Raw genomic sequence first — 26123 nt, 5'->3', positions numbered from 1 at the left:
CAAACAGGCCGCTGCCGATGGGCCCCCGCCCGGGGGGGGCCCGTGCGCCCCGCCCCCCCCCGGGTGCCTTCCCCCCCCCCCCACCCCCACCGGGGGGGCCCCCCCCCCCCGCGGGGCCGGGGCCACCCCTCTTTCACGTGCGCGCACGTACCCACACGCGTACCGGCCCACGTAGATGACGGACTACCGGTCGGGATCGGATCGCGGTCGATCACGACCGGATCACAGCCGCTCCCTGATCGCATGCCGAACGGGGCGGATCGTTTCGGGCCGGAACCTTCGCGGAGCCGGTCCGGACCCGAAGAAATCAGGCCGGATCAGTCTGGATCAGGCCGCCTCAGATGCGGACCTGGACCGCGCCGGAGAAGCGGTCGTGCAGGCCGCGGCCGTCGCGGTCCCAGATGAGGGCCGGGAGGGCGAGGCAGACGAGGGCGCTGCGCAGGGCGACACGGAGGACGCCGAGGCGGCCACCGCGGACGGAGACGACCCGCAGGCCGAAAAGACGCTTGCCGGGGGTGAAGCCGACGGTGCCGACCGTGAGCACGCTCAGGACGAAGAGGATGAGCACGGCCCAGTTCCCGGTGGCCTGGGTGTAGCGGTGGGTGATCAGGCCGTACGCGATCAGCATGCACAGCGCCCAGTCGACGGCGAGGGCGCCGAGGCGGCGGCCGGGCCGGGCGATGGAGCCAGGGCCCTCCTCGGGCAGGCCGAGCTGCTGCCCGCGGTAGCCGAAGTCGACGCCCGCTTCTTCGGCCGCGGCGCGGGGGCCGGAGAGCCACGATCCAAGTGCTTGCCTGTTGTCCACCCGACCACGGTACTGTGCCCGATTTCGATCACTTCCGGCCGGGGGCGTCCGCGCCGCGCGACGCGAGGCCGAGAACAGCCCGTCATACCCCGGCCGTGCCACCAGCTCGGTTAACTTCGTCGAAACAAATGGGTCATGCTGGAGAAATCCGGTCTGCCTAAGGTCGGGTCCAGCGTGGGCCACCACACGGGCCGACACACCGAGCCGCAGCCCCGCCCTCCCGGGCCGGGGCGTAGGAGGAGTGGGATGTTCCAGAACGCCGACGAGGCCAAGAAGTACATTCAGGACAATGACGTCAAGATGGTCGACATCCGCTTCTGCGACCTGCCCGGCGTCATGCAGCACTTCACGATCCCGGCGACGGCGTTCGACCCGGCCGAGGAGCTGGCCTTCGACGGTTCGTCGATCCGCGGCTTCCAGGCCATCCACGAGTCGGACATGGCGCTGCGCGCCGACCTGTCGACGGCCCGCCTCGACCCGTTCCGTCGCGACAAGACGCTGAACATCAACTTCTTCATCCACGACCCGATCACGGGCGAGCAGTACAGCCGCGACCCGCGCAACATCGCCCGCAAGGCGGAGGCGTACCTGGCCTCCACCGGCATCGCCGACACCGCGTTCTTCGGCCCCGAGGCCGAGTTCTACGTGTTCGACTCGGTCCGCTTCGAGACCTCGGCGAACCAGGGCTTCTACCACATCGACTCCGAGGCCGGTGCCTGGAACACCGGCAAGGAGGAGGACAACCGGGGCTACAAGGTCCGCTACAAGGGCGGCTACTTCCCGGCCCCGCCGGTCGACCACTTCGCCGACCTGCGGTCGGAGATCTCCCTGGAGCTGGAGAAGGTCGGCCTCCAGGTCGAGCGCCAGCACCACGAGGTCGGCACCGCCGGCCAGGCCGAGATCAACTACAAATTCAACACGCTGCTCGCCGCGGCCGACGACCTGATGCTCTTCAAGTACATCGTGAAGAACGTCGCCTGGCGCAACAACAAGACCGCGACCTTCATGCCGAAGCCGATCTTCGGTGACAACGGCTCGGGCATGCACGTCCACATGTCGCTGTGGGAGGCCGGCGCGCCGCTGTTCTACGACGAGGCCGGCTACGCGGGCCTGTCGGACATGGCCCGCCACTACATCGGCGGCATCCTGAAGCACGCCCCGTCGCTGCTGGCCTTCACCAACCCGACGGTGAACTCCTACCACCGTCTGGTGCCCGGCTTCGAGGCCCCGGTCAACCTGGTCTACTCGCAGCGCAACCGCTCCGCCGCCATGCGCATCCCGATCACGGGCTCGAACCCGAAGGCCAAGCGCGTCGAGTTCCGCGCGCCGGACCCGTCCTCGAACCCGTACCTCGCCTTCTCGGCCCTGCTCATGGCCGGCCTCGACGGTGTCAAGAACAAGATCGAGCCGGCCGACCCGATCGACAAGGACCTCTACGAGCTGGCTCCCGAGGAGCACGCGAACGTCGCCCAGGTCCCGACCGACCTCTCCTCCGTCCTGAAGGCGCTGGAGGAGGACAACGAGTACCTCCAGGCCGGCGGTGTCTTCACCTCCGACCTGATCGAGACCTGGATCGACTACAAGCGCACCCAGGAGATCGCCCCCATCCAGCTCCGCCCGCACCCGCACGAGTTCGAGCTCTACTTCGACCTCTAGGAGCGTGCGGTGCCCTCGGCACCGTGTTCTTGCCGGCCGTGCCTTCCCTCGCGGGGAAGGCACGGCCGTCGTGCGTCAGGGACCGGGACGGGGCGCGGTCAGCGGCTGTAGCGGATCAGGGCGCGGACCATGTGGCAGGTGGTGTCGGACGGCGGGTGGATGCCGACCTGGGACGCGGTGGTGCGGATGCGGGCGTTCGTGGCCCGGGACGGGAGGTAGACCCCCGCGTCCAGCAGGGCTATCGCGAGGCGCATGGCCTTCAGCCGGCGGTTGTGGGCGACGTACCACTCCCGCGGGCGGCCCGCGGGGAGCGCCTTTTTCTGGAGCGGCTTCCAGGGTTCGAGGGACGGTGTCCGGATCATGGCGACAGCCATGGGCGACCTCCTGGCGAACGGTGGGCAAGAGCCCTCCCCGGGGCCCTCGCCTTCACCCCCGATTTTAGTGGGGACCACTGACAATCGCCCCTGGCCAGAACGGCTTTGCCAGGGAATTCGGCGGTGGTTTCGGCGGTACGTTGGAGCCATGGAGATCTGGATCAATCCCGCCTGTTCCAAGTGCCGCAGCGCACTGACCCTGCTGGACGCCGAGGGCGCCGACTACACCGTGCGCCGCTACCTGGAGGACGTGCCCTCCCCGGACGAGATCCGCGCCGTGCTGGAGCGGCTGGGCCTGGAGCCGTGGGACATCACGCGGACACAGGAAGCGGACGCGAAGGAGCTCGGCCTGAAGGACTGGCCGAAGGACGCGGCGAGCCGGGACCGGTGGGTGGAGGCGCTCTCCGCCCACCCGAAGCTGATCCAGCGGCCCCTCATCACCGCAGAGGACGGCACGGCCGTCGTGGGGCGGTCCGAGGAGGCCGTACGGGACGCGCTGTCCCGCTGACCCCGCCGGGGCGCCGGGGGGGCTGGGCCTCGCTGGTCTGGGCCTGGCCGGTCGGGAGGGTCCGGGCCTGAGCCGCGCGGGGTTCCGGGCCCGGCCGGCGCCGGGTCTCCCCTTACCGGCCCTCCCGGCGGCCGTTCCTTGGCACCGGACCCCCGCCGGGCCGTCCTCAGTGCGCCTGCTCTCCAGCGGACCGCACCTCCGCCTGTGCCTCCTCCACCTGTCGTTCCGCCTCCGCCAGGATCTCGGTCAGCCGCGCGCCGAAGCGGATGTCGCAGGCGTGCGGGCGGCCCGTCCGTATGGATTCCAGGAGGGCGTCCACCGCGTTCGCGAAGGCGTCCACGGCGCCGTCCCAGCCGGGCATCGTCGAGCGGCCCCGCTCGCCGTACAGCGACAGCGCGGCCTCGGAGGTGGCGGGCGGGGCGCTGAGGGTGAGGGTCGTGGTGGTGCTCGCGCCCGAGGTGTGGCGCAGGATCAGGTGGCGGGTATCGGCCCGGCCCGCGGCGCAGGTGACGGAGGTGACGTCGCCGAGGATGGGCAGGTAGACGGAGAGGACGTGCGGGCCGACGTCCCACAGGCCGCCCTTCTCGCGGCGCCAGGGCGAGGCCGCGTACGGGCTGCCCGCCTCGGGGGAGAAGAGCGCGCCCAGCCAGTGCGCCTCGCCCAGGAACCAGTCTCCGGCCGCCCGCTGTTCCTCGATCCAGCGGGCGGTCGGCCCGGCGAAGCGCAGGGTGCAGAACACGACGGACGCGACGTCGGCCGCCGTCACCGCGTCCGCCGTCTTCCGGGCCACCGGCGCGGAGGTGGCGACCGGCTTGTCGAGGAGCAGGTGGCAGCCCGCGGCGGCGGCCCGCTCGGCGAGCGGGGCCTGGACGTCCGGCGGCAGGGCGAACGCGACGGCGTCGCAGGCCGCGAAGAGGGCGTCCACGTCCTCGTACGCCGTGATGCCATGAGCTGCCGCCAGCGCTTCGGCGGCCTCGGGGCGCCTGCCCCAGACCCCGGCGAACTCCACGCCCGGGTGGGCCGCGAGCGCGGGCGCGTGGGTGCGTTCGGCCCAGGGGCCGGTGCCGAGGAGACCGATGCGGGGCTTCGTACCGGGGAGTGTCGTCATGCGCACCAGTCTGCCGGTCGGGTGCGGCGCAGGGATGCGGGATTCCCCTGATCCGGCCCCGGTCGCGGCCCCGATTCGCCCCTGGGCCCATTCGGGGGACGGGCTCCGGGAGGGACAGCTCCGCACCCCTCGGGTCCGGCCTCTCGGGTCCGGCCTCTCGATTCCCGCCCTCGGCTCCGGCCCCGATCCCCGGAACCCCGGGCCCGTTAACACGGGGTTCACAATCGGGCAACGGGTGGGAAATGCCGCCCTGCGAAGCTTTGGCCAGACACCGCCCCGCCCAGCGCCCGCCTCACGGCGAGCCGCCGAGCACTCGCACCACCCTCTAAGGATGACGTTCCCGTGACCTTCAAGGCCGAGTACATCTGGATCGACGGCACCGAGCCGACCGCGAAGCTCCGTTCCAAGACGAAGATCATCGCGGGTGCCGGTCTGCCGCTGGAGGAGCTGCCGCTGTGGGGCTTCGACGGGTCCAGCACCAACCAGGCCCGCGGTCACGCCTCCGACCTCGTCCTGAAGCCGGTCTACGCCTGCCCGGACCCGATCCGCGGCGGCGGCGACATCCTGGTGCTGTGCGAGGTCCTCAACACGGACATGACGCCGCACGACACCAACACCCGTGCCGCGCTCGCCGAGGTCTACGCGAAGCACGCCGCCCAGGAGCCGATCTTCGGCATCGAGCAGGAGTACACCTTCTTCGAGGGCACCCGCCCGCTCGGCTTCCCCGAGAACGGCTTCCCGGCCCCGCAGGGCGGCTACTACTGCGGCGTCGGCGCGGACGAGATCCACGGCCGTCCGATCGTCGAGGCGCACCTGGAGAACTGCCTGGCCGCCGGTCTCGGCATCTCCGGCATCAACGCCGAGGTCATGCCGGGCCAGTGGGAGTTCCAGGTCGGCCCGCTGGCGCCGCTGGAGGTCGCCGACCAGCTGTGGGTGGCCCGCTGGCTGCTCTACCGCACGGCCGAGGACTTCGACGTCACCGCGACCCTGGACCCGAAGCCGGTGAAGGGCGACTGGAACGGCGCGGGCGCGCACACCAACTTCTCCACCAAGGCGATGCGCGAGGGTTACGACGCGATCATCACCGCCTGCGAGTCGCTGGGCGAGGGCTCGAAGCCGCTCGACCACGTCAAGAACTACGGCGCGGGCATCGACGACCGGCTGACCGGTCTGCACGAGACCGCTCCGTGGGACGAGTACAAGTACGGCGTCTCCGACCGCGGTGCCTCGGTCCGCATCCCGTGGCAGGTCGCGCGGGACCAGAAGGGTTACATCGAGGACCGCCGGCCGAACGCCAACGTGGACCCGTACACGGTGACCCGTCTGATCGTCGACACCTGCTGCGAGGCCCTGGAGAAGGCCGGCCAGGTCTGATCCGCCACGTCTCCGACGACGCCGAAGGGGCGCCCGCCGTACCGCGTGTACGGCCGGCGCCCCTTCGGCGTCCCGCCACACGTGCCCGCGCCCGCCCTCGTCCCCACCCCCTCCCCACCCCCTCCCCGCCTCCTTCCCGCCCCCGGCTCGTCCCCGCGCCCCAAGTGGCGCGCCGGGACGGCCCGTCGGCCGGTGTGTGGCCGAACACAGGTACTGACCGCAGGACTTCCCTGCTGCTTTAATAGGGATATGGCCAGCATCGGGAACGACACCGCGTCGGGGCGTCACGACCTCGAGCCGTTCTGGCCTTCCCGTCAGCACCACGACTACGACCGGTGCTGTCGGCGCATGAGGAACGCGCCGGCCCTCTAAAGCCCCGCCGGATCCGCATCCGGCCCCGGCCTTCGGCCGCCGCGCATCGCGTACGTACGACTACCGTTCGCCCGCCCTCGCGCGAAAGAGCTGACTTTCCCATGGCCCACATCCGTGCCGTCGCCCCGTCACACCCTCTTCTCCGCCCCCGGCTGCGCGCCGTCGCACCCGCCCCGGCGCAGAGTTCCGTCGCACCCGCCCCGGCGCCCGCGCCCGCCCCTGCCCCCGCGCAGCCCCAGGCCCCGATCCCGCCTGACGCCACGTGGGGCCGGCTCGCGGAGGTCGCCGAGTTCCTGCCGCCCGGTGCCACCCTGCTGCCCGCCCCGCAGCACACGCTTCCCGCCCTGCCCGGCCGCCCGCCGATGGTCGGCTATCTGGTGATGCTGCCGGCCGGCCCCGAGACGGCCGCCGCGCCGCTCGCCGAGGCGGGCGCGGTGGCGATCGACGGCGCGCGGCGGATCGCCCGCGTCGACGGGCGGGCGCTCGACCTCACGTATCTCGAGTTCGAGCTGCTCGCCCATCTGGTCGCCCATCCGCACCGGGTGCACACCCGGGACCAGTTGGTCCGGACGGTGTGGGGATACGGGCACGTGGGCGACGGCCGCACCGTCGACGTGCATGTGGCGCGGCTGCGCCGCAAGCTCGGCGCCGAGCACCGGCACACGATCCAGACCGTGCGGCGGGTCGGTTACAAGTACCTGCCCTGACCTTCGGCTACGGTGCGGGGAATCGCCGTGAAGGGCGCCAGAGTGCCACAAAGCACGCCTGCTGGCCGAGGAGCCGACGCATGCCCGCCATCCCCGCAGCCACCGTCGCCAATCTCCGTGATCTCGGCGCGCTCCCGCTCGGCGGCGGGCGCAGTGTGCGCGCGGGTCTGGTGTTCCGTTCCGGGCAGCTCGACCGGCTCGATCCGGCCGAGCCGGCGGTGGCCGCGCTGGGCATCCGTACGGTCGTCGACTTCCGCACCACGCTGGAGCGGGCCGAGCACCCCGATCATGTCCCGGCGGGTGCGCGGCCGCTCGTCGCGGACGTGCTCGCCGACCAGCTGGCGAGCAGCGGACTGCCGCCGGCCGCGCGGATGAGGACACTGCTCGCCGATCCGGCGCTGGCCGAGCAGTTGCTGGGCGGGGGCCGGGTGCGGGCGTCGTTCGAGCGGACGTACCGGGCCTTCGTGCACAGCGCGTCGGCGCGGGCCTCCTACCGGGCCTTCCTGACCGAGCTGGGCGATCCGTTCGGCGGGCCGCTGCTCTTCCACTGCACGGCGGGCAAGGACCGCACCGGCTGGGCGGCGACGCTCGTGCTCGCGCTGCTCGGCGCGGACGAGGAGACGACGATGGCCGAATATCTGTCGGTCAACGCGGGGGTGCGGGCGGCGTTCGCGCCGCTCATCGAGGGGTTCACGGCCCAGGGTGGCGACCCCGAGCTGGCGCTCTCGCTGGTCGGCGTGCTGCCGGAGTATCTGGAGGCGGCGCTGGAGGAGGTCCAGGCGCGGTACGGGTCGATGGAGCGGTACGTACAGGAGGGGCTCGGCGTCCCGGACGAGGCCGTGACCGTGCTGCGGGAGCGCCTGACGGTGCACGAGGCCTGAGCCCCGCCAGGCGCACGGGCCTCGTGGCGGCCCCCTGTCCGAACCGACGAACCACCCCTCTCCGGCGAAAAGTCGGTGCGCGACCCCTGGCACCTCGGCTTACCCCTCAGTACATTGACGCCATGTCTAATACGCAGCCCGCACCGGTGGCGTCCCCGTCCGGGCCTCGGTCGGGGTCCGGTTCTCGGTCGGGGCCCGGGACTCAGTCGAAGGCCGAGCCCGGGTCCGAGCACATCGAGCTCAAGGCCCGCAAGGTCGCCTTCGACTGGGAGGAGACCCCGCTCCACTGGGTTCCCGGCGACCCGTTCACCACGCACACGATCAACGTGCTGCACCTGCTGCTCCCCGCGGGCGAGCGCTGGTTCGTGCACGTGTACAAGCAGGTGCTGCCGTACATCACCGACGAGCGGCTGCGCGCGGACGTCATCGGCTTCATCGGGCAGGAGGCCGTCCACTCTCAGGCCCACGACGACGTCCTGCCCCACCTCAAGCGGCTCGGGCTCGACCCCACCCCGTACACCGCACAGGTCGACTGGTTCTTCGAGAAGCTGCTCGGCGACCGGACCCTGCCGCCCGGCCGGCCGCGCCGCTGGTGGCTGATGGAGCGGGTCGCGCTGATCGCCGCCATCGAGCACTACACCGCCTTCCTCGGCAACTGGGTGCTCAACGCCGACGAACTCGACCGGGTCGGCGCCGACCCCGTCATGCTCGACCTGCTGCGCTGGCACGGCGCCGAGGAGGTCGAGCACCGCTCGGTCGCCTACGAACTCTTCCTGCACCTCGACGGCGGCTACCGGCGGCGCGCCCGTACCTGGGCCGCCGCGTTCTCGGCGCTCGTCTTCCTGTGGCAGCGCGGGGTCCGCTTCTTCATGGAGCACGACCCGACGCTTCTCGAAGCGAAGCCGAGCGTCGGACAGTTCGTCCGCAAGGGCCGCGAGGGCGTCCTGCCGTCGACACCCGACATGCTGCGCTCCATCCCCCGCTATCTGAGCCCCAACTACCACCCTTCGTCGGAGGGTTCGACCGTGCAGGCCGCCGCCTATCTCGCCACCTCCCCCGGCGCGAACGGAGGCCACCGCTGATGGCCCGGGCCTCCACTCTTGCCTCCGCCCGCGCTCTGAACCGCGCGCTCCCGCGCCTGCGTACCGTCGTCCTCGTCGCCGGTGCCGCGCTGCTCGTCAAGCGGGCGGTGAGCCGCCGGATCGAGAACTCGCCGCTGTGGCCGATGCCCACGCTCGACGAACCCGTCTCCGGTTACGGCCGGTTGGCCACCGTGACCCGGCGGGTGCGGGTCGCCCGGCGCACCGAGCCCGCCGAGGGAGTGGTCCAACTCCGCCTGGAGGGCACCGGGTTGCCCGCCTGGAAGCCGGGTGCGCACATCGATCTGGTGTTGCCCTCCGGGACCGTACGGCAGTACTCGCTGTGCGGCGATCCGGCCGACGGCGGCGCCTACACGATCGCCACCCGGCTGATCGAGGAGGCCGCGGGCGGACGCGGCGGTTCGCGCGAGGTGCACGAACAGCTGGCCGTGGGAACGGAGATCGAGATCCGCGGGCCGCGCAACCGCTTCCCGCTGGCCCCGGCTCCCGCGTACGTCTTCGTCGCCGGCGGCATCGGCATCACGCCCGTCCTGCCGATGGTGCGCGCCGCCGAGGCGGCCGGGGCCGAGTGGCGGCTGCTGTACTGCGGGCGCAGCCGCGCCACCATGCCGTACGCCGAAGAGGCGGAGAAGCTCGGGCAGGACGGTGACCGTACGACGATCGCCGCCGAGGACACCGACGGCCGGCCCGATCTGTCCTTCCTCGCTCGACTGCCCGCCGGGACCGAGGTCTACTGCTGCGGCCCGGACGGCCTGATGGACGCCGTCACCGCCGCGCTGCCGGAGGGCCGTTCACCGCACCTGGAGCGATTCTCGGCCGCGCGGGCGGAAGGCGGAACGGCCTTCGAGGTCGAACTGCGGCGCAGCGAGCGGACGGTGGCGGTGGCCGCCGACCAGTCGGTGCTCTCGGCCGTACGGGAAGTGGTGCCGGGCCTGCTCTACTCCTGCCAGCAGGGCTTCTGCGGCACCTGCCGGCAGGACGTCCTGGCCGGCGAGGTGGACCATCAAGACGAGCTGCTCACGGACGAGGAACGGGCCGGTTCCATGCTGATCTGCGTCTCGCGCTGCGCGGGCGAGCGGCTGGTGCTCGACCTCTGACCGTAGGGCCGGCACCGGTCCGGGCCCCAGCTCCGGATCCGGCCGGCTTCGGGATCAGGGCAGCAGCCAGTCCATCGACAGGGTCGCGACCAGACCCGCGCCGAGCAGCCAAGTGGCCAGCCTGGTACGCCCGTTGCGGGAGAGTTCGATGACGATCCCGCACAGGATCATGGCGAGCCCGTACACGCCGACGACGAGGACGGACGTATGGGCCGCGAGCCGGATCACCAGGACCACGGCCATCGCCACCAGGACGACCGACCCGGCGGCTATGCGCGCCAGCCGGGCCTGCCGGGGGGTGAGGCCGGTCGCCTCGTCCACCGCCTCCTCGGCACCCTCGGCCCCGATCGTCTCGATCGCCTCGGCCGCCTCGCCGATCGGGGTGGCCGGGGTGGCGTCCGGGGTCCCCTTGGGATCCCCCGGGTCCTGACGGTCCTTGGTCTCCTGGGTGTCCTGCTCGGAAGCGCTCATGTGCCGGGAGCGTAACGGACTCCCGATAGGCTGTTCGCATGACGACCGGGGTACGCCGCAGGATGGGCGTCGAGGAGCGCAAGCAGCAACTGATCGGGGTGGCCCTGGAGCTGTTCAGCCACCGCTCCCCCGACGAGGTCTCCATCGACGAGATCGCGGCGGCCGCGGGCATCTCGCGGCCGCTGGTCTACCACTACTTTCCCGGCAAGCAGTCCCTCTACGAAGCGGCCCTGCGCCGCGCGGCCGACGAGCTCGCGGCGCGCTTCGTCGAGCCGCCGAGCGGCCCGCTCGGGGCGCGACTGCTGCGGGTCATGGGCCGGTTCTTCGACTTCGTCGACGAGCACGGCCCGGGATTCGCGGCGCTGATGCGCGGCGGCCCGGCGGCCGGTTCGTCGAAGGCCAGCGCCATGATCGACGAGGTACGGCAGGCCGCGTACGAGCAGATACTGACGCACCTGGCCGTCGACCGGCCCTCGGCGCGGCTCGAACTGGTCGTCCGTTCCTGGGTGTCGCTCGCCGAGTCGACGGCGCTGCTGTGGCTGGACGGGCGCCGGGTGCCGCGCGAGGAGCTGGAGTTGCAGCTCGTGCACGACTTCGCGGCGCTGTCGGCGGTGAGTGCCGCGTACGACAAGGAGATGGCGGACGTCCTGATCCGGATCCTCGCCGACGAGCCGGCCGACGGGCCGTTCGGCGACCTGGTGGGCCGGCTCGTGGCGCTCGCGCCGGAGCTGCCGTCTCCTGCCTGACGGAAAGGCCCGGCGGGGCCGGCGGCTTCGACGGCGGCCCGGTGGCTGGTGGCCGGTCAGCTCTTGGCGTAGGACGGGTCGAGGTCGCGTACCTCGGCGCTCAGGGTGACACCCTCGGCGCCCTTCACGTACCCGGGCAGCAGGTCGAGCACGGCCGCCGAGAGCCGGGCCTTGGCCTCGGGGCTGCGGCCCGCGAGCAGGGCGATGTCGACGTGGACGAGGGCGTCCGCTCCCGTGCCGTCGCCGCTCACCGTCTCCTCCACCTCGCGGAAGCTGGTCACGCAGGCGGCGAGGCGCGCGCCGACCGTCTCGACGACGATCGGGTGCAGCGCGAGGGCGAAGCCGCGCCGGTCGAGCGGCGCGGAGTAGTCGACGGTGATGTGCGGCATGGCGGGGAACGCTCCTGCTGGTACGGATGTGCTGGTCTCACCCTTACGGTGATCGCCATGACGGTACAAGTGACCTTCCGGCGGGCCGACGACCGGGACCTCGACGTTCTGGTGCGGCTGCACGACGACGCGGCGCGCTGGATGCTGCGCAGCCGGATCGACCAGTGGCGGCCGGGGACGCGCGGGCCCGGGCACTTCGCGGCGCGGATCGCCGAGGGCGAGGTATGGCTGGCGCTGTACGAGGGGCGGGAGGCCGGGGCGTACGAATTGTGGTGGGAGGACGCGTCGGTGTGGGGCACGCAGCCGCCGGTCGCGGGCTATGTCCACCGGCTGATGACCGACCGGGCGGTGGCGCCCGCCGGGACCGGGCGGGTGCTGCTCGCGCACGCGGAGGAGCGGATGGCGGCGGCGGGACGGAGGCTGGCCCGGCTGGACTGCGAGGAGGGCGATCCCCGGCTGCGGACGTACTACGAGGGCGCGGGGTACACGGTGACCGGGCGGCTGGAGAAGATGGCGGCGGACGGGCGCGCGTACACCGTGGCGCTGATGGAGAAGGCACTGGGCTGAGCGGGGCACCGGTCCGGGACGGCGAGAGCCCGGACGGCCCCGCGCCGGCCGTCCCGACGGCGGCCCGGACGGCCTGGGCGGCCTTCGTCGCCGGAGTCACCGCCTGCCTCCTGCCCGGCACCCCCTCCCACACGAACGCGCGGCCGCGCCCCTGTCATCTCCAGGGCACGGCCGCACGTGTATGTCGAAGCGGGGAACGCGACTACCGCGCGGTGAACACCGCCACCGTGCGCGCCGGGACGGTGAAGGTGCCCGAACCGGTCTCGTACGAGGCCGACTTCACGGCCTTGTCGGTACCGCCCGACTGCACCGGGTGCAGTCGGTAGCCCGAGCCGGCCAGGGCCGCGACGGTCTGGCGCTGCTCCTTCGGTGTGGCGTTGAAGACGACGACCAGGTCGCCGAGACGCATGGTGATGACGCCGGGCGTCTCGTCGCGGCCGGACAGCGGGAAGGACAGGGTGTCCTGGACCCGCCGGGTGGTGGCGAGCGAGAAGGCGGGCTCGGTCGTGCGGATCTTCAGCAGGTCGCGGTAGGCGGCCGAGGCGCCGTCGATCTCGGCGCAGCCGGGCTTGATCGCGGGGTTGGCCAACAGGGGCTTCTGGTAACCCCACTTGGACTTGTTGTCGGCGGCCTGCGGGAGTCCGATGCCGAAGCCGTTGCCGTCGCGGCAGTCCCAGTGGAGGGCGTTGAACCAGTCGCCGCTGTCGTAGGAGTTGCGGTCCAGGGACTTGGAGCGCAGCAGGTCGCTGCCCGCCTGGGAGAGCGACGGGCCCTGGGACAGGGTGGCGGTGGCCATGGCGAGGACCTGCGTCCTGGCCCGGTCGGCGGCCGGGGTCGATGCCGGCAGCTTGAAGGCCAGGGCGTCGAACAGGGACTCGTTGTCGTGGGCGTCCGCGTAGGCGAGGGCATCTCCGGGCGCGTCCGCGTAGCCGGCCGGGGCGCCGTTGTAGTCGACCTCGGAGCCCTTGACCGTACGCCCGGAGGTGTCGGTGAAGGTGTATCCGGCGAGGTTGCCGGTCAGGCCGACCTTGATCAGGTCCTGCTCGTGCAGGAGGCGGGCCTTCTGCTGCTCCGGAGTGCCGTTCGCGGGCGAGGAGTTGGGGTCGGTGTACAGGCCGGAGGCGAAGCCCTGGACGCCGGGGTCGTCGTCGAAGGGGCTGCCGCCGCGCACGGCGTCGCGGGCGCGGTCGGAGAAGGTGGCGATGCCGGTGCCGGCCATGTTCTTCTGGGTGGCCTGGACGAAGCGGGCGTCGTCGGCGACCTCGCCGAAGTTCCAGCCCTCGCCGTACAGGATGATCGCCTTGCCGTCGACGCCGTCCTTCGCCACGGTCAGGGCGTCGAGGGCGCGGCGCACCGCGAGGATGTTCTCCTTCGGGTGGTGGCCCATGAGGTCGAAGCGGAAGCCGTCGACCTTGTACTGCTTGGCCCAGGTGACGACCGAGTCCACGACGAGCTTGCCCATCATGGCGTTCTCGGGCGCGGTGTTGGCGCAGCAGGTGGAGGTGGTGACGGAGCCGTCGGCCGCCAGGCGCTGGTAGTAGCCGGGCACGATGCGGTCGAGCACGGACTTGTCGGACTGCCCGGCCGCCACTGTGTGGTTGTAGACGACGTCCATGACCGTGCGCAGTCCCTCGCCGTTGAGGGCCTGGACCATGTTCCGGAACTCGGTGGTGCGGCGGGTTCCTTCGGGGTCGGTGCTGTACGAGCCCTCGGGCACGGTGTAGTGCAGCGGGTCGTAGCCCCAGTTGTAGGCGTCCTTGGCCGCGGCGGCCATGACGCAGGCCTGCTGCTCCTCGGAGTCGGGGGCGTAGACCTTCAAGTCGCAGGCGGGGGTGGTCTGGTCGCTCTTCTTCTCGGGGATGGTGCCGATGTCGAAGGCGGGCATCAGGTGGACGTACGAGGTGCCGGCGGCGGCGAGGTCCTTGAGGTGGCGCGAGCCCGCGCTGCCGGTGTCGGTGAAGGCGAGGTAGGTGCCTCGGTGGGCGGCGGGGACGGTGGAGTCCGCGACGGAGAAGTCACGGATGTGCAGTTCCTGGATCTGCGCGTCGCGCAGCGGGACGGCGGCGGGCTTCTTCAGGTTCTGCCAGCCCTTCGGCGCGAGCGCCGGGTCTGCGAGGTCGACGACGAGACCGCGGGCCGAGTCGGTGGTGAGGGCGGTCGCGTACGGGTCGGTGACCCGGTTCTCGACGGTCTTTTGGACGCTCGGCGCCCAGACCTTCACGACGTAGCGGTACGGCTTGCCGGTCCACGCCTTCGTACCGGTGACGGACCAGACTCCGGAGGCGTCGTCGCGGTGCATCGCGACGGTCCTGCCGTCGAGCTCGAGGGCGACGGACTGGGCGGTCGGGGCCCAGACGGACAGGGTCGGCTTGCCGCCCTGGAACACCGGGCCGAGCGCGGCGCTGCCCGCCTGCTTCGCGTACAGGTCGTCGAGGATTCCGGCGGTCTGGACACCGGTGGCGGCGAGCAGCGCGCCTCCCCCAGAGCCTCCGGCCTGGGAGGTGCCCCCAGCCGCGCGCTGGGTGGCGAGGAGCTGGCCGCGCAGCGAGTCGCGGACCCGGGCGGTGTCGCGCGGGTCGACACGGAAGGCGGGGTAGTCCCGCAGGTGCGGGAACTTCGCCTTCTGGGCGTCGGTGAGCGCGGTGGGGGCGAGGCGGAGCCAGCGGCCCTCGTCACTGAGGGCGCCGTCGGTGACGGTGATGCCGCCGCTCGCCGTGCCCGGCGCGTACACCAGCTGCTGGCTGGTCGCGTCGGTGGCCTTCACCTTCCAGACGACGGTGTCGCGGTCGATCCACTGGGCCTCGGCCTTGCCGAGGTCGAGGTCGGGGGTGCCACCGGTCTGCGGGAGCAGATAGCGGGGCTCGCCGCCGAGCATCCAGACCTCGTGGCCGTAGGTGCCGAGGTCGAGGGACTGGTCGGTGGGCAGGTCCTTCTGGTCGCCCTTGTGGACGATGTAGGAGAGGTTCGTGGCGCCGTCGGTGAGCGGCACCTCGTAGACGGCGCCGTAGGCGTCGAAGCGGGCCGGCATCAGCGGCTTGGACCAGTCGGTGGGCTGGGCGGCGCCGGTCCACAGGTGCAGGCCCCAGCCGTCGTAGTCGCCGTCGGCGCGCTGGTAGTGCAGGACGGCCTTGGTCTTGTCCTGGGGGGCGGTCGCGGGGGCGGTGTCCGACTGGCCGGGGTCGCCCGCCGTGATCCAGACCTCGCCGGTGCGGGCGAGTGCGATGCTCCGCTCGGGGCCGTCGGCGGTGCCGTCCTTCTCGACGGTGTACGGGAGGGTGGACTCGCCCTCGGGTACCCGGACCCAGGCGAAGGCGCCGTACGCGTCGCGGCCGCTGAACGGGACGCTCTGGCCGGCCGACTTCAGGGTCCAGCCGGTGTAGTTCTTGTCGTCGCGCTGGTAGTGGACGACGCCCCAGGTGCGCTCGACGGCGACGGGCTTCTCGGGTGCCGGGACCTGGCCCGCGGTGGTGTTGGCGAGGGCGCTCGCGGTGCGGCCCGCGGAGTCGACGGCGACGGCCTTGTAGCGCAGCGGGGTGCCGGCGGGGGCGGTGACGTGCTGGGTGACCTTGTACGGGGCGTGGTCGGCGGTGCCGAGGGTCCGCCAGGGGCCGTCGCCGGTCTGGGCGGCGAAGACGACCCGGTTCAAGCCGCCGCCGGTGACGTCGGCGCTGATCTCGACGGTCCCGGTGGCTCCGGCGGCCGGGGCCTTGAGTGAGACGGTCGGCGCGGCGGCCGGTGCGGGGAGCGGGGCGTCGGCCGCGAGGACGAGGCTGGACAGGGCCGGGACGGTGACCGTGACGGCCCCGTTCTTGGCCGTGACGGTGCCCTGACCGCCGTACAGGGTATGGAACGTGGCCGAGTCGACGGGCACGGTGACCGTCTTCGCCGTGGTCGCGCTGTTGGTGGCGACGAGATATTCGGTGCGCTGCTTCGGGTCGGTCCGGGTGAAGGCGTAGACCGATCCCTCGGCGTACCGCTCACGCTGCACTCCGTCGCGCAGGGCGGGGTGTTCGCGGGTCAGCTTCGACAGGGCGGCGATCGTCTTGTAGAGCGGATGGCCGGTGTCGTAGGCGTCGGAGGCGTGGGTGCGGTCGGTGCCGATCTCATCGTCGTCCAGGTAGTCAGCGACCTTCGACGCGAAGAGGGTCTGGCGGGCGTCCTTGTCGCCGCCGGCGCCGGTGAAGCCCTGCTCGTCGCCGTAGTAGACCACCGGGTTACCACGGGTCAGGAACATCAACTCGTCGGCGAGACGGGCCCGCTGGAGGAGTTCGGCGTCGGAGGCGTCCGGGTGGTCCTGCTTGAGAAAGGCGCCGACGCGGCCCATGTCGTGGTTGCCGAGGAAGGTGACCTGCTCGTAGGCGTTGGCCTTGTCGGTCGTGTAGCGGTAGTCCTCGGCGTAGAGCTTGGACAGCTTGTCGGCGCCGGCGCCCTGGGAGGCGTAGGCGCGGGCGGCGTCCTGGAAGGGGAAGTCGAGCGTGGCGTCGATCCGGCCCCGGGTGACGTACGGCGCGGTGACGGCCGGGTCGGCGGAGTAGACCTCGCCGAACATGAAGAAGTCGTCCCGGCCCTGCTTCTTGGCGTACGCGTCGAGCGCGGTGGCCCACTGGGTCCAGAAGCCGAGGTTCACGTGCTTGACGGTGTCGAGACGGAAGCCGTCGACGTCGAAGTCGTGGACCCACTTCTCGTAGATCTTCTTCATGCCCTCGACGACCTCGGGGCGTTCGGTCCACAGGTCGTCCAGGCCGACGAAGTCGCCGTACTCGGCGGACTCGCCGGCCCAGGTGGAGTCGCCCCGATTGTGGTACATCGTGGGGTCGTTGAGCCAGGCCGGGACCTTGTCCCGGGAGGTGGCGACCGGGGTGTACGGGAAGGAGCGGGCGTCCACCGCCTTCGCCGGGACGCCCTCGCGGTCATCGAAGGGGCGGCCGGTGGTGTCCAGGTACGGGTAGGCGCCCTTCGAGCGGTAGCCGTACTTCTTCTCGGCGTAGTCGACGGTGTCGGCGGTGTGGTTGGTGATGACGTCGAAGAAGACCTTCATGCCCTTGGCGTGGGCGGCCTTGATGAGCTTCTTCAGGTCGTCGTTGGTGCCGAAGTGCGGGTCGACCTGGGTGAAGTCGGTGATCCAGTAGCCGTGGTAGCCGGCGCTGGCGTCCTTGCCCTCGCCCTGCACCGGGCGGTTCTTGAAGATCGGTGCCATCCAGATGGCGGTGGTGCCGAGGCCCTTGATGTAGTCGAGCCGGTCGGTCAGGCCCTTGAGGTCGCCGCCCTGATAGAAGCCCTTGTCGGTCGGGTCGAAGCCGGTCTGGGTGCGGCTGCCGGTCAGTCCGCCTCGGTCGTTGGCGGTGCTGCCGTTGGCGAAGCGGTCGGGCAGCACGAAGTAGAACTGCTCGCGGGTCAGTTCATGGCGGGCGGGCGTCGCGGCGAGGGCGCGGTCTGTCGGTGGAGCGGGGGCGGCGGGGGCCGCGGTTGCGGGCAGCGCGGGCACGAGGGCCGCGGGGGCCGCGGTGGCGGCGGTGGCGGGCACGAGGGCCGCGCATAGGGCGGCGGCCAGTGCGACCGACGTTCTCTTGCGTATCACGGGGGTTGCTCCCAGGAAGTGCGGGGGTGGCGGGGCGTGGGGGCGCGTTCGGGGTGCTGGGGCGGTGCGCTGGGGTTCGTGGGTGGTGCGCGTGGGCCGGTCCGGGGGCTCGTGTTCCGCACTGCATGATTTACGGCGCGGTCGCCTGACTTGTGCGTGAGGCGTTGCTGTTTCCGCGCCACAAATCACGCTTTACGTTCCGAACACGACCCCCTCCCCGGCCCCCGCTCCCGTCCGCGTCGTGGCGCACCACCCCGCACCCCTCCCGCTTGAGTGAGGGGGGTGGGTGAAGGGAGGGAGGGGGATCAGGCTCAGCAGCTACGCGCGCCCGTGTGCAGGGCCACCGCCGTGTTGGGGGCCAGCGTCGCGGTGAACTTGCCCGTCGAGTCCACCGTCACCCGGGTGTTGTCGCGCTGCACGTCGCAGTAGTTGCCGGCGGGCAGGGAGGTCTGGAAGGTGCGGGTGAGGGTCGAGGTCTCGTGGTTGATCGCGACGTACGCGGCCGAACCCCGGCCGAAGGCTATGGCGTTGTTGCCGTTGTCCCACCAGTTGGCGACGGACTGGCCGCGCGCGGTGTTGCGGAAGCCGACCATCGAGGAGATCTCGCGCCAGGCGTGCTGGCACTTCCAGCCGTTCTGGTAACAGGCGTCCACCTGGTGGTTGGCGGGGGCGCCGGCGTCCTTGTTCGTCCACTCGTAGCCGGAGTGGACGTCCGGGGAACCGTACGGCCAGGCGAGCATGAAGACGTTCGCGAGGGTGTAGTCGGCGCCGTTCTTGTAGTTGAGGGTGTCGCCGCCGCGCTCGGTGTCGTGGTTGTCGACGAAGACGGCGGACTGGGCGGAGGGCATGTAGGCCCAGCCCTCGCCGAAGTTGTTGAGGTAGGCCAGCTTCTCGTTCTGGAAGACCCGCTTGAGGTCGCGGGCGTAACGGAACTCCTGGACATCGCCGTTGCCCAGGTACTCGGTCGGGGAGATGGGCTCGCCCGCCGCGTAGATGGCCTCCTGCTTCCAGTAGACGGAGGGCTTGGTCAGCCGGGACTTGATGTTGGCGAGGTCGGCCGCCGGCATGTGCTTGGCGGCGTCGATGCGGAAGCCGTCGATGCCAAGGGAGAGCAGGTCGTTGAGGTACGCGGCGATCCGGCCGCGCACGTAGTCCTCGCCGGTGTCGAGGTCGGCGAGGCCGACGAGTTCGCAGTTCTGGACGTTGGCGCGGTCCTGGTAGTTGGTGATCTCGGCGCGGCAGTCGTCCATGTCCCAGCCCGAATAGGTGCCGGGGTAGTCGTACTTGGAGTAGCTGCTGCCGCCCGTGCCGACACCGGATCCGGCGGTCATGTGGTTGATGACGGAGTCGGCGACGACCTTCACACCGGCGGTGTGGCAGGTGTCGATCATCGACTTGAAGGCGGTGCGGTCGCCAAGGGGGCCGGCGATCTTGTAGCTGACCGGCTGGTAGCCGGTCCACCACTGCGAGCCCTGGATGCGCTCCTGCGGCGGCGAGACCTGGACGTAGCCGTAACCGGCGGGGCCGAGTTGGGTGGTGCACGCCTTGGCGACCGAGGCGAAGTTCCACTCGAACATCACGGCGGTGACGTCCTTGGTGCCGGGGGGTGTCGCCTGGGCGACGGGCGCGGGTGCCGTGACGGCCAGGGCGGCGCCCGCCGTGAGGGCGAGCGCTGCGGACACGGTCTTTCTGGCCATGGTTCCTCCTGTGCGGTTCCCCGTCACCAGCGGTTCGCAAGAAATTTCCGCAAGCGACAGCAACGGATTTCAGCGCGACCGTAGGGGCGTACAGGTGTGCGGTCAACCCTTTCCGCACAAAGGAAGACACCGGGGGCATGCCCGTCGGGAACAGGGCCGGAAAACAGCGCGGCCCCGGCAGGACGCCAGGGGCCGTCGGAAGGCTCTGTGACGAGGTCAGAGCGCCGTGCGGCACTGCGCGGTCGAGCCGCGCACCACCAGTTCCGGCTGGAAGACGAACTCCGTGCGCTGGACCGGGTTTCCCTCGATCTCCTCCAGGAGCGTGCCGACGGCGGCCGTCGCCATCGCCTGCACCGGCTGGCGGATGGTGGTCAGCGGCGGGTCGGTGAAGGCGATCAGCGGGGAGTCGTCGAAGCCGACCACGGAGACGTCCCCGGGGACGTCGAGCCCGCGGGCGCGGGCGGCCCGGACCACGCCGAGCGCCATCAGGTCGGAGCCGCAGACGATGCCCGTGCAGCCGTCCGCGAGCAGCGGATCGGCGGCGGCGTGCCCGCCTTCGACACCGAACAGGGTGGGCCGGATGAAGCGTTCCGCGTCGGCCCGGCCGATGCCGAGCCGTTCGTGGAGCTCGGCGGCGAACCCCTCGGCCTTGCGGCGCGAGGGGACGTACCGGACCGGCCCGATGGCCAACCCGATGCGTTCATGGCCGAGTTCGACGAGATGACGGACGGCCATCCGGGCCGCCGCCCGGTCGTCGGGCGAGACGAAGTTGGCGTCCACCCGCTCGTTGAAGCCGTTGATGAGGACGAACGGCACCCCGCGCGTGGCGAGCCGGGTGTAGCGGGCCGGGTCGGCGGAGGCGTCCGCGTGCAGCCCGGACAGGAAGACGATGCCGGCCACCCCGCGCTCCACGAGCTGGTCGACCAGCTCGTCCTCGGTGGCGCCGCCGGGCATCTGGGTACACAGCACCGGGGTGTAGCCGTGCCCGGCCAGGACCTGCTCGATGACCTGCGCGAACGCCGGGAAGATCGGGTTGGTCAGCTCGGGGATGACCAGACCGATCAGCCCCGCGCTGCGCCGTTTCAGCCGTACCGGCCGCTCGTAGCCGAGCACGTCGAGCGCGGCGAGGACCCGGTGCCGGGTCGCACCGGCCACCCCCGCCTTGCCGTTGAGGACCCGGCTGACGGTGGCCTCGCTCACCCCTGACTGCGCGGCGATGTCCGCGAGCCGCGGGGCGCCCCCTCCTGCGCCCCGCGACAGCGGGATCGTCACACCGCCCACCAGACCGTGGTGTCGGCGGGCAGTGCGACGTTCTCCTCACCGGACGAGTCCAGGGACTCGCTGGCGAGCAGGAACCGGCCGGGACGCGGGACTGTGATCTCCCGGCCGGTGGTGTTGGCGGTGCAGACGAAGCCGTCGCGACGGAAGGCGAGGACGCCCTCGGGGGCCTCCAGCCACTCCACGGACGTGCCCGCACCGAGTCCGGGCTCCGCGCGCCGCACGGCGAGCGCGGAGCGGTACAGCTCCAGGGTGGACGTCGGGTCGCCGGTCTGCGCCTCGACGCTGAGGCCGCCCCAGGTGGCGGGCTGCGGCAGCCAGGAGCCGCCGTCGCCGAAGCCGTACGAGGAGCCCTCGATGGTCCACGGGATCGGCACCCGGCAGCCGTCGCGGAAGCCGTCCTGGCCGGTGGCCCGGAAGAACGACGGGTCCTGGCGGACCTCGTCGGGCAGGTCGGTGACGTCCGGCAGGCCGAGCTCCTCGCCCTGGTAGACGTACGCGGAGCCGGGCAGCGCCAGCATCAGCAGGGTCGCGGCGCGGGCCCGGCGCAGACCGAGTTCGCGGTCGCCGGGGGTGCGCATCTGGGTGCCGAGGCCGGCCGGGTTGGCGAAGCGGGTGGCGTGCCGGGTGACGTCGTGGTTGGACAGCACCCAGGTGGTGGGGGCGCCGACCGGGAGCATCGCGGCGAGCGAGGTGTCGATCACGGCCCGCAGCTCGGCCGCGTCCCAATAGGTGCCCAGGTACTGGAAGTTGAAGGCCTGGTGCATCTCGTCGGGGCGCACGTAGTTGGCGGTGCGCTCGACGGTCGGGGTCCACGCCTCGGCGACCAGGACGCGGTCGTCGCCGTACTCGGCGAGGACGGTGCGCCAGGAGCGGTAGATCTCGTGCACGCCGTCCTGGTCGAAGAACGGCATGACGTCGTTGCCGAGCAGCTTGAGCTGGTCGTGGCCGCCGATGTCGGGCAGGCCCTCGGCCTTGACGAGACCGTGGGCGACGTCGACGCGGAAGCCGTCGACACCGGTGTCCAGCCAGAAGCGCAGGATGGAGCGGAACTCGTCGCGGACGGCCGGGTGTTCCCAGTTGAAGTCGGGCTGCTCGGGCGCGAAGAGGTGCAGGTACCAGTCGCCGGGAGTGCCGTCCGGGTTCTCGGTGCGGGTCCACGCGGGGCCGCCGAAGATGGACTCCCAGTCGTTGGGCGGGAGTTCGCCGCTGTCGCCCTTGCCGGCACGGAAGTGGTAGCGGGCGCGCAGCGGGGAGCCGGGGCCCTCCGCCAGGGCGCGCTGGAACCACTCGTGCTTGTCCGAGGAGTGATTGGGGACCAGGTCCACGATGATCTTCAGGCCCAGGTCGTGGGCCTCGCGGACGAGGGCGTCGGCGTCGGCGAGCGTGCCGAACATCGGGTCGATGGTCCGGTAGTCGGAGACGTCGTAACCGGCGTCGGCCTGCGGGGAGGCGTAGAAGGGGGAGAGCCAGACGGCGTCGACACCGAGGTCCCTGAGGTACGGCAGCCGGCTGCGGATGCCCGGGAGGTCGCCCATGCCGTCGCCGTCTCCGTCGGCGAAGCTGCGCGGATAGACCTGGTAGATCACCGCGTCTCTCCACCAGTCCGACTGCGTGCCGGTGGCGGGGGCGGCGTCGGTGGCGGTGGTGAGGTGCTGGGTCATGTCTTCCTAGCGTCGTGGGAGGAGCCGTGCGGACACGGGACGGCGGCGGGAGGTGGGGCGTCTGGCGGGGCGGGCGGGGCCGCCGGCGGCGGGGCGGGGGCCGGGCGGCGCGTCCGTCCCGTACATCCGTACGGAGTGACGCACCGCCGGCTCCCGGTCCCGGCCGGGTGGGCTCAGCCCTTGACGGCGCCGGCGGACATGCCGGTCACCAGGTGGCGCTGGGCGAAGAGGAACACCAGCGCGGCGGGGACGGCGATGAGCACGGAGGCCGCGGACATCGGGCCCCACTGGGCGCTGTACTGGTTCACGAACTTCTGCAGACCGCCGGCGAGGGTGAGGTTCTCGTCGCCGACCATGAAGGCGGAGGCGTAGGCGACCTCGCCCCAGGCCGTGATGAAGGAGTAGAAGGCGGTCACGGCGATGCCCGGCTTGGCCAGCGGCAGGATCAGCCGCCAGAAGGTGCCGAACGGGTTGAGGCCGTCGACGTACCCCGACTCGTCGATCTCGCGCGGGATGCTGTCGAAGAAGCCCTTCATCATCCACGCGCAGAATGGCACGGCGATCGTCATGTAGGTGACGACCAGGCCGGTGGCGTTGTTGAGCAGGCCCATCGACGACAGGATGTTGTAGATCGGCACGATGAGGACGGCGACCGGGAACATCTGGGTGATCAGCAGGACCCACATCAGTCCGCGCTTGCCGGCGAAACGGAAGCGGCTGACGGCGTAGCCAGTGGTGCAGGAGATGAAGACGCCGAGCAGGGTGGTGAAGAAGGCGATCAGCATCGAGTTGCCGAACCAGGTGAGGAACGGGGTGTCCCTCAGCAGGCTCGTGTAGTTCTCGAGCGTCGGCTCCTTGAAGAAGTCCGTGGTCGTCGCGTACGACGCGGGCTTGAGCGAGGTCAGCAGGACCCACAGGGCCGGGAAGACCGCGATCACCGAGGCGACGATCAGGGTGAGGTGCAGCGCGATCGACGCGAGCGGCGAACGCTCGCCGCGGCGGCGGGGCCTGGCCCGGCCGGCCGGGGCGGCGCCCGCGCGCGCGGCGCGGGTGCCGCGGCGGTCGGTGGGGGCGGAGGCGGTGGTCACCAGACTTCTCCCTGCTTGCGGAGGACCCGGCGGTAGACCGCGGCGAAGGCCATCAGGAGGATCAGGATCAGAACGCCCCAGGTGGAGGACTGGGCGAAGTCGCGGGGGCTGATCTCGAAGGAGAACTTGAACGCCTGGGTCACCAGGATCTGGGTGGCCTCGCCCGGTCCGCCCCGGGTGAGCAGGAAGATCACCGGGAACTGGTTGAAGGTCCAGATGACGGAGAGCAGGGTCACCGTGGAGGACACCGAGCGCAGTCCGGGCAGGGTGATGTGGCGGAACCGCTGGAAGGCGTTCGCGCCGTCCATCTCGGCGGCCTCGTACAGCTCGCCGGGGATGGACTGGAGCCCGCCGAGGAGGGCGACCATCATGAACGGGATGCCGATCCAGACGTTGACCGCGATGACCGAGAACTTGGCCCAGGTCGGGTCGTTGAGCCACGGGATCGCGTCGATGCCGCCGCCCGCCAGGATCTTGTTCAGCAGGCCGTTGTCCTTGTTGTAAAGGAAACGCCAGGAGAAGACCGAGACGAAGCCGGGAACGGCCCAGGGCAGGATCAGCAGCGTCCGGTAGACGGAGCGGCCGGCGATCTTGCGGTTGAGCAGGACGGCGAGGCCGAGGCCGAGGCAGAAGGTGACCGAGACGCAGGACACCGTCCACAGCAGCGTCCAGCCGAGCGTGCCGAGGAACTGGTCGCCGGTGAGCGCGTCGGCGTAGTTGTCGAGTCCCACGAACTCGTAAGTCGCGGGGATGTGGTTGACACCGATGGAGCGCTCGACATTGCGCTCGTTGGCGTCGGTGAGCGACAGCCAGATACCGCGGACCAGCGGATATCCGATGATCACACCGATCACGAGTACGACCGGTGCGACCATCGCCCCGGCGTACCAGTGGGTGGCGAGGGAGCTCTTGGCACTCCTCCGCCGCTTGCCAGTTCCGCGGCTCCGGCCGCGCGCGACATCGTCGCTCGCGACCTTCACCACCGACTGGCCGCTGGAATCCACAGCCATCAGCCGGTCCGCCTTCCCTCTTCCTTCATGCCGTTCACCGCTGGAGCGGGGGGGGGGGGGGGGGGGGGGGGGGGGGGGGGGGGGGGGGGGGGCGGGGGGGGGGGGGGGGGGGGGGGGGGGGGGGGGGGGGGGGGGGGGGGGGGGGGGGGGGGGGGGGTGGTACGTANNNCCCACCCCGCGCCCGACGCTGCGCAGCCCCCCGAGCCGGCGGCCGCCCCCCGCCCCCCGGCGCCCCCCCCCCCCGGGGGGGCGGCGCGCCGCCCCGCCCCCCCCCCCCCCCCCCCCCCCCCCCCCCCCGGCGCTTTCGCTACTTCCAGCCCTTGAGGAGCTTGCGGTAGGCCTCGCCCGTGGACTTGGCACCCGCCTCGGGGCTCGTCTGGTCGGTGAGGACCTTGGTGTACTCGGTGACGAGCGGGGCGAAGAGGCTGCCGGTCTCCGGGATCCAGGGACGCTCGACGGCCTTGTCCACGACCGGCTTGAAGAAGCCGATCATCTCGTTGGCGGCCACGTCCGGCTCGCCGTAGACGGAGGTACGGGTCGGGAGCAGGCTCAGCTCCTTGGCGACCTCGGTCTGGACCTCGGGCGAGCTCATGTACTCGACGAAGGCGTAGGAGGCGTCCAGGTTCTTGGAACCGGCGTAGACGGCGAGGTTGTGGCCGCCCTGCGGGGCGCCCTGACCGGCGGAACCGGCCGGGACCGGGGCGATGCCCAGGTTGCCCTTGTCCTTGAACTCCTTGCCGGCGTAGGTGTCGGCCACGGCCCACGGGCCGTTGATCATCATGGCGACCTTGCCGTCCTTGAAGGCCGTCTGCATGTTGTTCCAGCCGTCGGTGGCGTCCGTCTTGGCGGCACCCGACTCGACGAGGTCCTTGACGACCTTCAGCGCCTTGACACCGGCGGCGTTGTCGATCGTGACGGTCTTGTCGCCGGCCGAGACCAGGTCGCCGCCCTCACCGTAGAGGAAGGACAGGAACCAGTAGGCGTCGTCGCCGCGCAGGTAGAGACCGGTCTTGCCGGTCTTCTCCTTGATCTTGGCGGAGACGGCCTTGAGGTCGTCGACGGTCTTCGGGACCTCGACACCGGCGTCCTTGAAGATCTTCTTGTTGTAGAAGATGCCCATGGAGTCGATGACCTGCGGCACGGCGTAGGTCTTGTTGTTGAACCGGGTGGAGGCCGCGGCCTGCTTGAGGAAGTCCTCCGGGTCCTTCAGCGCCGGCGTGCCGTCGAGCGGCGCGAGGTAGCCGAGGTTCGCGAAGTCCGGGGTCCAGGCGACCTCGGAGCGGATCACGTCGGGAGCGCCGGAGCCGGACTGGGCGGCGTTCTTGAACTTGTTCTGCGCGTCGCCGAACGGAACGTTGACGTACTGGATCTTCACCTTGGGGTGCTTCTTGGTGAAGCCCTCGGCGAGCTTCTTGAAGACCTTGTCCTCGGAGCCGACCGTGGAGGTGTCCCACCAGGTGACAGTGCCGGCGAGCTCGCCGGAGCCCTTCGAGCCGCCGTCGGTCGAACCCTTGTCGTCGCTTCCGCACGCCGCCAGGGTCACGCCCAGGGCCGCGACCAGCGCGGTGGCCGCTATGCCACGCCGCATGTGAACTCCTTCAGATGGTCCCGGTTGGACGAGGGGCTTGACGTTCCTCATGCGACCGCTCCCTC

General features: G+C 71.4%; 20 protein-coding genes and 1 pseudogene. 9 read left to right on the top strand and 12 right to left on the bottom strand.

What is annotated here, in order from left to right:
- Positions 1-337: 337 nt before the first annotated feature.
- Positions 338-805, bottom strand: coding sequence for an RDD family protein (locus tag ACGFRB_RS07105; protein ID WP_363012499.1), 468 nt, complete (start codon positions 803-805; stop codon positions 338-340).
- Between the two features lie 246 nt (positions 806-1051).
- On the opposite strand from ACGFRB_RS07105, the gene glnA reads away from it, so the two are divergent.
- On the top strand, positions 1052-2461 hold the full coding sequence (glnA, locus tag ACGFRB_RS07100; RefSeq protein ID WP_361237324.1) for a type I glutamate--ammonia ligase: 1410 nt from the start codon (positions 1052-1054) through the stop codon (positions 2459-2461).
- A gap of 98 nt (positions 2462-2559) precedes the next feature.
- On the opposite strand, the gene ACGFRB_RS07095 is transcribed toward glnA, so the two are convergent.
- Positions 2560-2835 carry a hypothetical protein gene (locus ACGFRB_RS07095; RefSeq protein WP_393240082.1) on the bottom strand — a complete coding sequence of 92 codons (276 nt, stop codon included), beginning with the start codon at positions 2833-2835 and terminating at the stop codon, positions 2560-2562.
- A gap of 148 nt (positions 2836-2983) precedes the next feature.
- Here ACGFRB_RS07095 and ACGFRB_RS07090 point away from each other — a divergent pair, with 148 nt between their 5' ends.
- Complete coding sequence (locus ACGFRB_RS07090; protein WP_363012502.1) at positions 2984-3343, top strand: arsenate reductase family protein; 360 nt, start codon at positions 2984-2986, stop codon at positions 3341-3343.
- A 166-nt stretch (positions 3344-3509) separates the two neighbouring features.
- Here ACGFRB_RS07090 and ACGFRB_RS07085 read toward each other — a convergent pair whose 3' ends face one another.
- Entirely contained in the window at positions 3510-4451 is a 942-nt protein-coding gene (locus ACGFRB_RS07085; RefSeq protein ID WP_393240079.1) for a Gfo/Idh/MocA family protein, read from the bottom strand.
- Between the two features lie 342 nt (positions 4452-4793).
- Here ACGFRB_RS07085 and glnII point away from each other — a divergent pair, with 342 nt between their 5' ends.
- The 5 genes from glnII to ACGFRB_RS07060 all read left to right on the top strand — a co-directional run bounded on the left by glnII (position 4794) and on the right by ACGFRB_RS07060 (position 9982).
- Positions 4794-5825: a glutamine synthetase gene (glnII, locus tag ACGFRB_RS07080; protein WP_363012504.1), complete on the top strand. Its 1032-nt coding sequence runs from the start codon at positions 4794-4796 to the stop codon at positions 5823-5825.
- Positions 5826-6298: 473 nt separating this feature from the next.
- Positions 6299-6904: a winged helix-turn-helix domain-containing protein gene (locus ACGFRB_RS07075; RefSeq protein WP_393240076.1), complete on the top strand. Its 606-nt coding sequence runs from the start codon at positions 6299-6301 to the stop codon at positions 6902-6904.
- 80 nt (positions 6905-6984) lie between these two features.
- Entirely contained in the window at positions 6985-7785 is an 801-nt protein-coding gene (locus tag ACGFRB_RS07070) for a tyrosine-protein phosphatase (protein ID WP_393240073.1), read from the top strand.
- Positions 7786-7907: 122 nt separating this feature from the next.
- Positions 7908-8867 carry a metal-dependent hydrolase gene (locus ACGFRB_RS07065; protein ID WP_393240071.1) on the top strand — a complete coding sequence of 320 codons (960 nt, stop codon included), beginning with the start codon at positions 7908-7910 and terminating at the stop codon, positions 8865-8867.
- Positions 8867-9982, top strand: a complete 1116-nt coding sequence (locus ACGFRB_RS07060) for a PDR/VanB family oxidoreductase (protein ID WP_393240068.1) — start codon at positions 8867-8869, stop codon at positions 9980-9982. Before ACGFRB_RS07065 ends, ACGFRB_RS07060 begins: the two co-directional genes overlap by 1 nt.
- Positions 9983-10036: 54 nt before the next feature.
- On the opposite strand, the gene ACGFRB_RS07055 is transcribed toward ACGFRB_RS07060, so the two are convergent.
- Positions 10037-10453: a hypothetical protein gene (locus ACGFRB_RS07055; RefSeq protein WP_393240065.1), complete on the bottom strand. Its 417-nt coding sequence runs from the start codon at positions 10451-10453 to the stop codon at positions 10037-10039.
- 38 nt (positions 10454-10491) lie between these two features.
- Between ACGFRB_RS07055 and ACGFRB_RS07050 the strand changes: the two genes are divergently transcribed.
- Complete coding sequence (locus ACGFRB_RS07050) at positions 10492-11199, top strand: TetR/AcrR family transcriptional regulator (RefSeq protein ID WP_363012510.1); 708 nt, start codon at positions 10492-10494, stop codon at positions 11197-11199.
- Positions 11200-11255: 56 nt separating this feature from the next.
- Here ACGFRB_RS07050 and ACGFRB_RS07045 read toward each other — a convergent pair whose 3' ends face one another.
- Positions 11256-11588 carry a 5-carboxymethyl-2-hydroxymuconate Delta-isomerase gene (locus tag ACGFRB_RS07045; RefSeq protein WP_393240062.1) on the bottom strand — a complete coding sequence of 111 codons (333 nt, stop codon included), beginning with the start codon at positions 11586-11588 and terminating at the stop codon, positions 11256-11258.
- Between the two features lie 57 nt (positions 11589-11645).
- Here ACGFRB_RS07045 and ACGFRB_RS07040 point away from each other — a divergent pair, with 57 nt between their 5' ends.
- Positions 11646-12155, top strand: coding sequence for a GNAT family N-acetyltransferase (locus ACGFRB_RS07040; protein ID WP_393240060.1), 510 nt, complete (start codon positions 11646-11648; stop codon positions 12153-12155).
- A gap of 202 nt (positions 12156-12357) precedes the next feature.
- Here the strand turns inward: ACGFRB_RS07040 and pulA are convergent, their stop codons facing one another.
- From pulA to ACGFRB_RS07005, 7 genes and pseudogenes are all read right to left on the bottom strand, one after another.
- Positions 12358-17733, bottom strand: coding sequence for a pullulanase-type alpha-1,6-glucosidase (pulA, locus tag ACGFRB_RS07035; RefSeq protein ID WP_393240057.1), 5376 nt, complete (start codon positions 17731-17733; stop codon positions 12358-12360).
- A gap of 314 nt (positions 17734-18047) precedes the next feature.
- Positions 18048-19430 (bottom strand): annotated as a pseudogene (locus ACGFRB_RS07030) (alpha-amylase family protein); the annotation flags it as partial.
- 216 nt (positions 19431-19646) lie between these two features.
- Positions 19647-20711 (bottom strand): LacI family DNA-binding transcriptional regulator, encoded by a 1065-nt coding sequence (locus ACGFRB_RS07025; RefSeq protein ID WP_363012513.1) that lies wholly within the window; start codon positions 20709-20711, stop codon positions 19647-19649.
- Positions 20699-22372 carry an alpha-amylase family glycosyl hydrolase gene (locus ACGFRB_RS07020; RefSeq protein WP_393240054.1) on the bottom strand — a complete coding sequence of 558 codons (1674 nt, stop codon included), beginning with the start codon at positions 22370-22372 and terminating at the stop codon, positions 20699-20701. Before ACGFRB_RS07020 ends, ACGFRB_RS07025 begins: the two co-directional genes overlap by 13 nt.
- Before the next feature lie 173 nt (positions 22373-22545).
- Positions 22546-23460 (bottom strand): sugar ABC transporter permease, encoded by a 915-nt coding sequence (locus ACGFRB_RS07015; protein ID WP_393240051.1) that lies wholly within the window; start codon positions 23458-23460, stop codon positions 22546-22548.
- The gene (locus tag ACGFRB_RS07010) at positions 23457-24470 is read right to left on the bottom strand and encodes a sugar ABC transporter permease (RefSeq protein WP_363012515.1); all 1014 of its coding nucleotides are present in this window, start codon (positions 24468-24470) and stop codon (positions 23457-23459) included. Before ACGFRB_RS07010 ends, ACGFRB_RS07015 begins: the two co-directional genes overlap by 4 nt.
- A 307-nt stretch (positions 24471-24777) precedes the next feature.
- Positions 24778-26058, bottom strand: coding sequence for an extracellular solute-binding protein (locus ACGFRB_RS07005; RefSeq protein ID WP_393240048.1), 1281 nt, complete (start codon positions 26056-26058; stop codon positions 24778-24780).
- Positions 26059-26123 lie beyond the last annotated feature (65 nt).

Origin of the sequence: Streptomyces sp. NPDC048718 (genome assembly GCF_043198875.1) — a bacterium.
Classification (GTDB): domain Bacteria; phylum Actinomycetota; class Actinomycetes; order Streptomycetales; family Streptomycetaceae; genus Streptomyces.
This window is presented reverse-complemented; position numbering and strand designations above follow the sequence as displayed.

Excerpts from the sequence above, each read along its gene's own strand:
- ACGFRB_RS07085 (WP_393240079.1), bottom strand. The coding sequence starts at position 4,451 with ATGACGACACTCCCCGGTACGAAGCCCCGCATCGGTCTCCTCGGCACC.
- ACGFRB_RS07095 (WP_393240082.1), bottom strand. The coding sequence starts at position 2,835 with ATGGCTGTCGCCATGATCCGGACACCGTCCCTCGAACCCTGGAAGCCG.
- ACGFRB_RS07010 (WP_363012515.1), bottom strand. The coding sequence starts at position 24,470 with ATGGCTGTGGATTCCAGCGGCCAGTCGGTGGTGAAGGTCGCGAGCGAC.
- ACGFRB_RS07060 (WP_393240068.1), top strand. The coding sequence starts at position 8,867 with ATGGCCCGGGCCTCCACTCTTGCCTCCGCCCGCGCTCTGAACCGCGCG.
- glnA (WP_361237324.1), top strand. The coding sequence starts at position 1,052 with ATGTTCCAGAACGCCGACGAGGCCAAGAAGTACATTCAGGACAATGAC.
- ACGFRB_RS07040 (WP_393240060.1), top strand. The coding sequence starts at position 11,646 with ATGACGGTACAAGTGACCTTCCGGCGGGCCGACGACCGGGACCTCGAC.
- ACGFRB_RS07050 (WP_363012510.1), top strand. The coding sequence starts at position 10,492 with ATGACGACCGGGGTACGCCGCAGGATGGGCGTCGAGGAGCGCAAGCAG.
- ACGFRB_RS07090 (WP_363012502.1), top strand. The coding sequence starts at position 2,984 with ATGGAGATCTGGATCAATCCCGCCTGTTCCAAGTGCCGCAGCGCACTG.
- ACGFRB_RS07020 (WP_393240054.1), bottom strand. The coding sequence starts at position 22,372 with ATGACCCAGCACCTCACCACCGCCACCGACGCCGCCCCCGCCACCGGC.
- ACGFRB_RS07005 (WP_393240048.1), bottom strand. The coding sequence starts at position 26,058 with ATGCGGCGTGGCATAGCGGCCACCGCGCTGGTCGCGGCCCTGGGCGTG.
- ACGFRB_RS07075 (WP_393240076.1), top strand. The coding sequence starts at position 6,299 with ATGGCCCACATCCGTGCCGTCGCCCCGTCACACCCTCTTCTCCGCCCC.
- ACGFRB_RS07065 (WP_393240071.1), top strand. The coding sequence starts at position 7,908 with ATGTCTAATACGCAGCCCGCACCGGTGGCGTCCCCGTCCGGGCCTCGG.
- ACGFRB_RS07045 (WP_393240062.1), bottom strand. The coding sequence starts at position 11,588 with ATGCCGCACATCACCGTCGACTACTCCGCGCCGCTCGACCGGCGCGGC.
- ACGFRB_RS07055 (WP_393240065.1), bottom strand. The coding sequence starts at position 10,453 with ATGAGCGCTTCCGAGCAGGACACCCAGGAGACCAAGGACCGTCAGGAC.
- ACGFRB_RS07070 (WP_393240073.1), top strand. The coding sequence starts at position 6,985 with ATGCCCGCCATCCCCGCAGCCACCGTCGCCAATCTCCGTGATCTCGGC.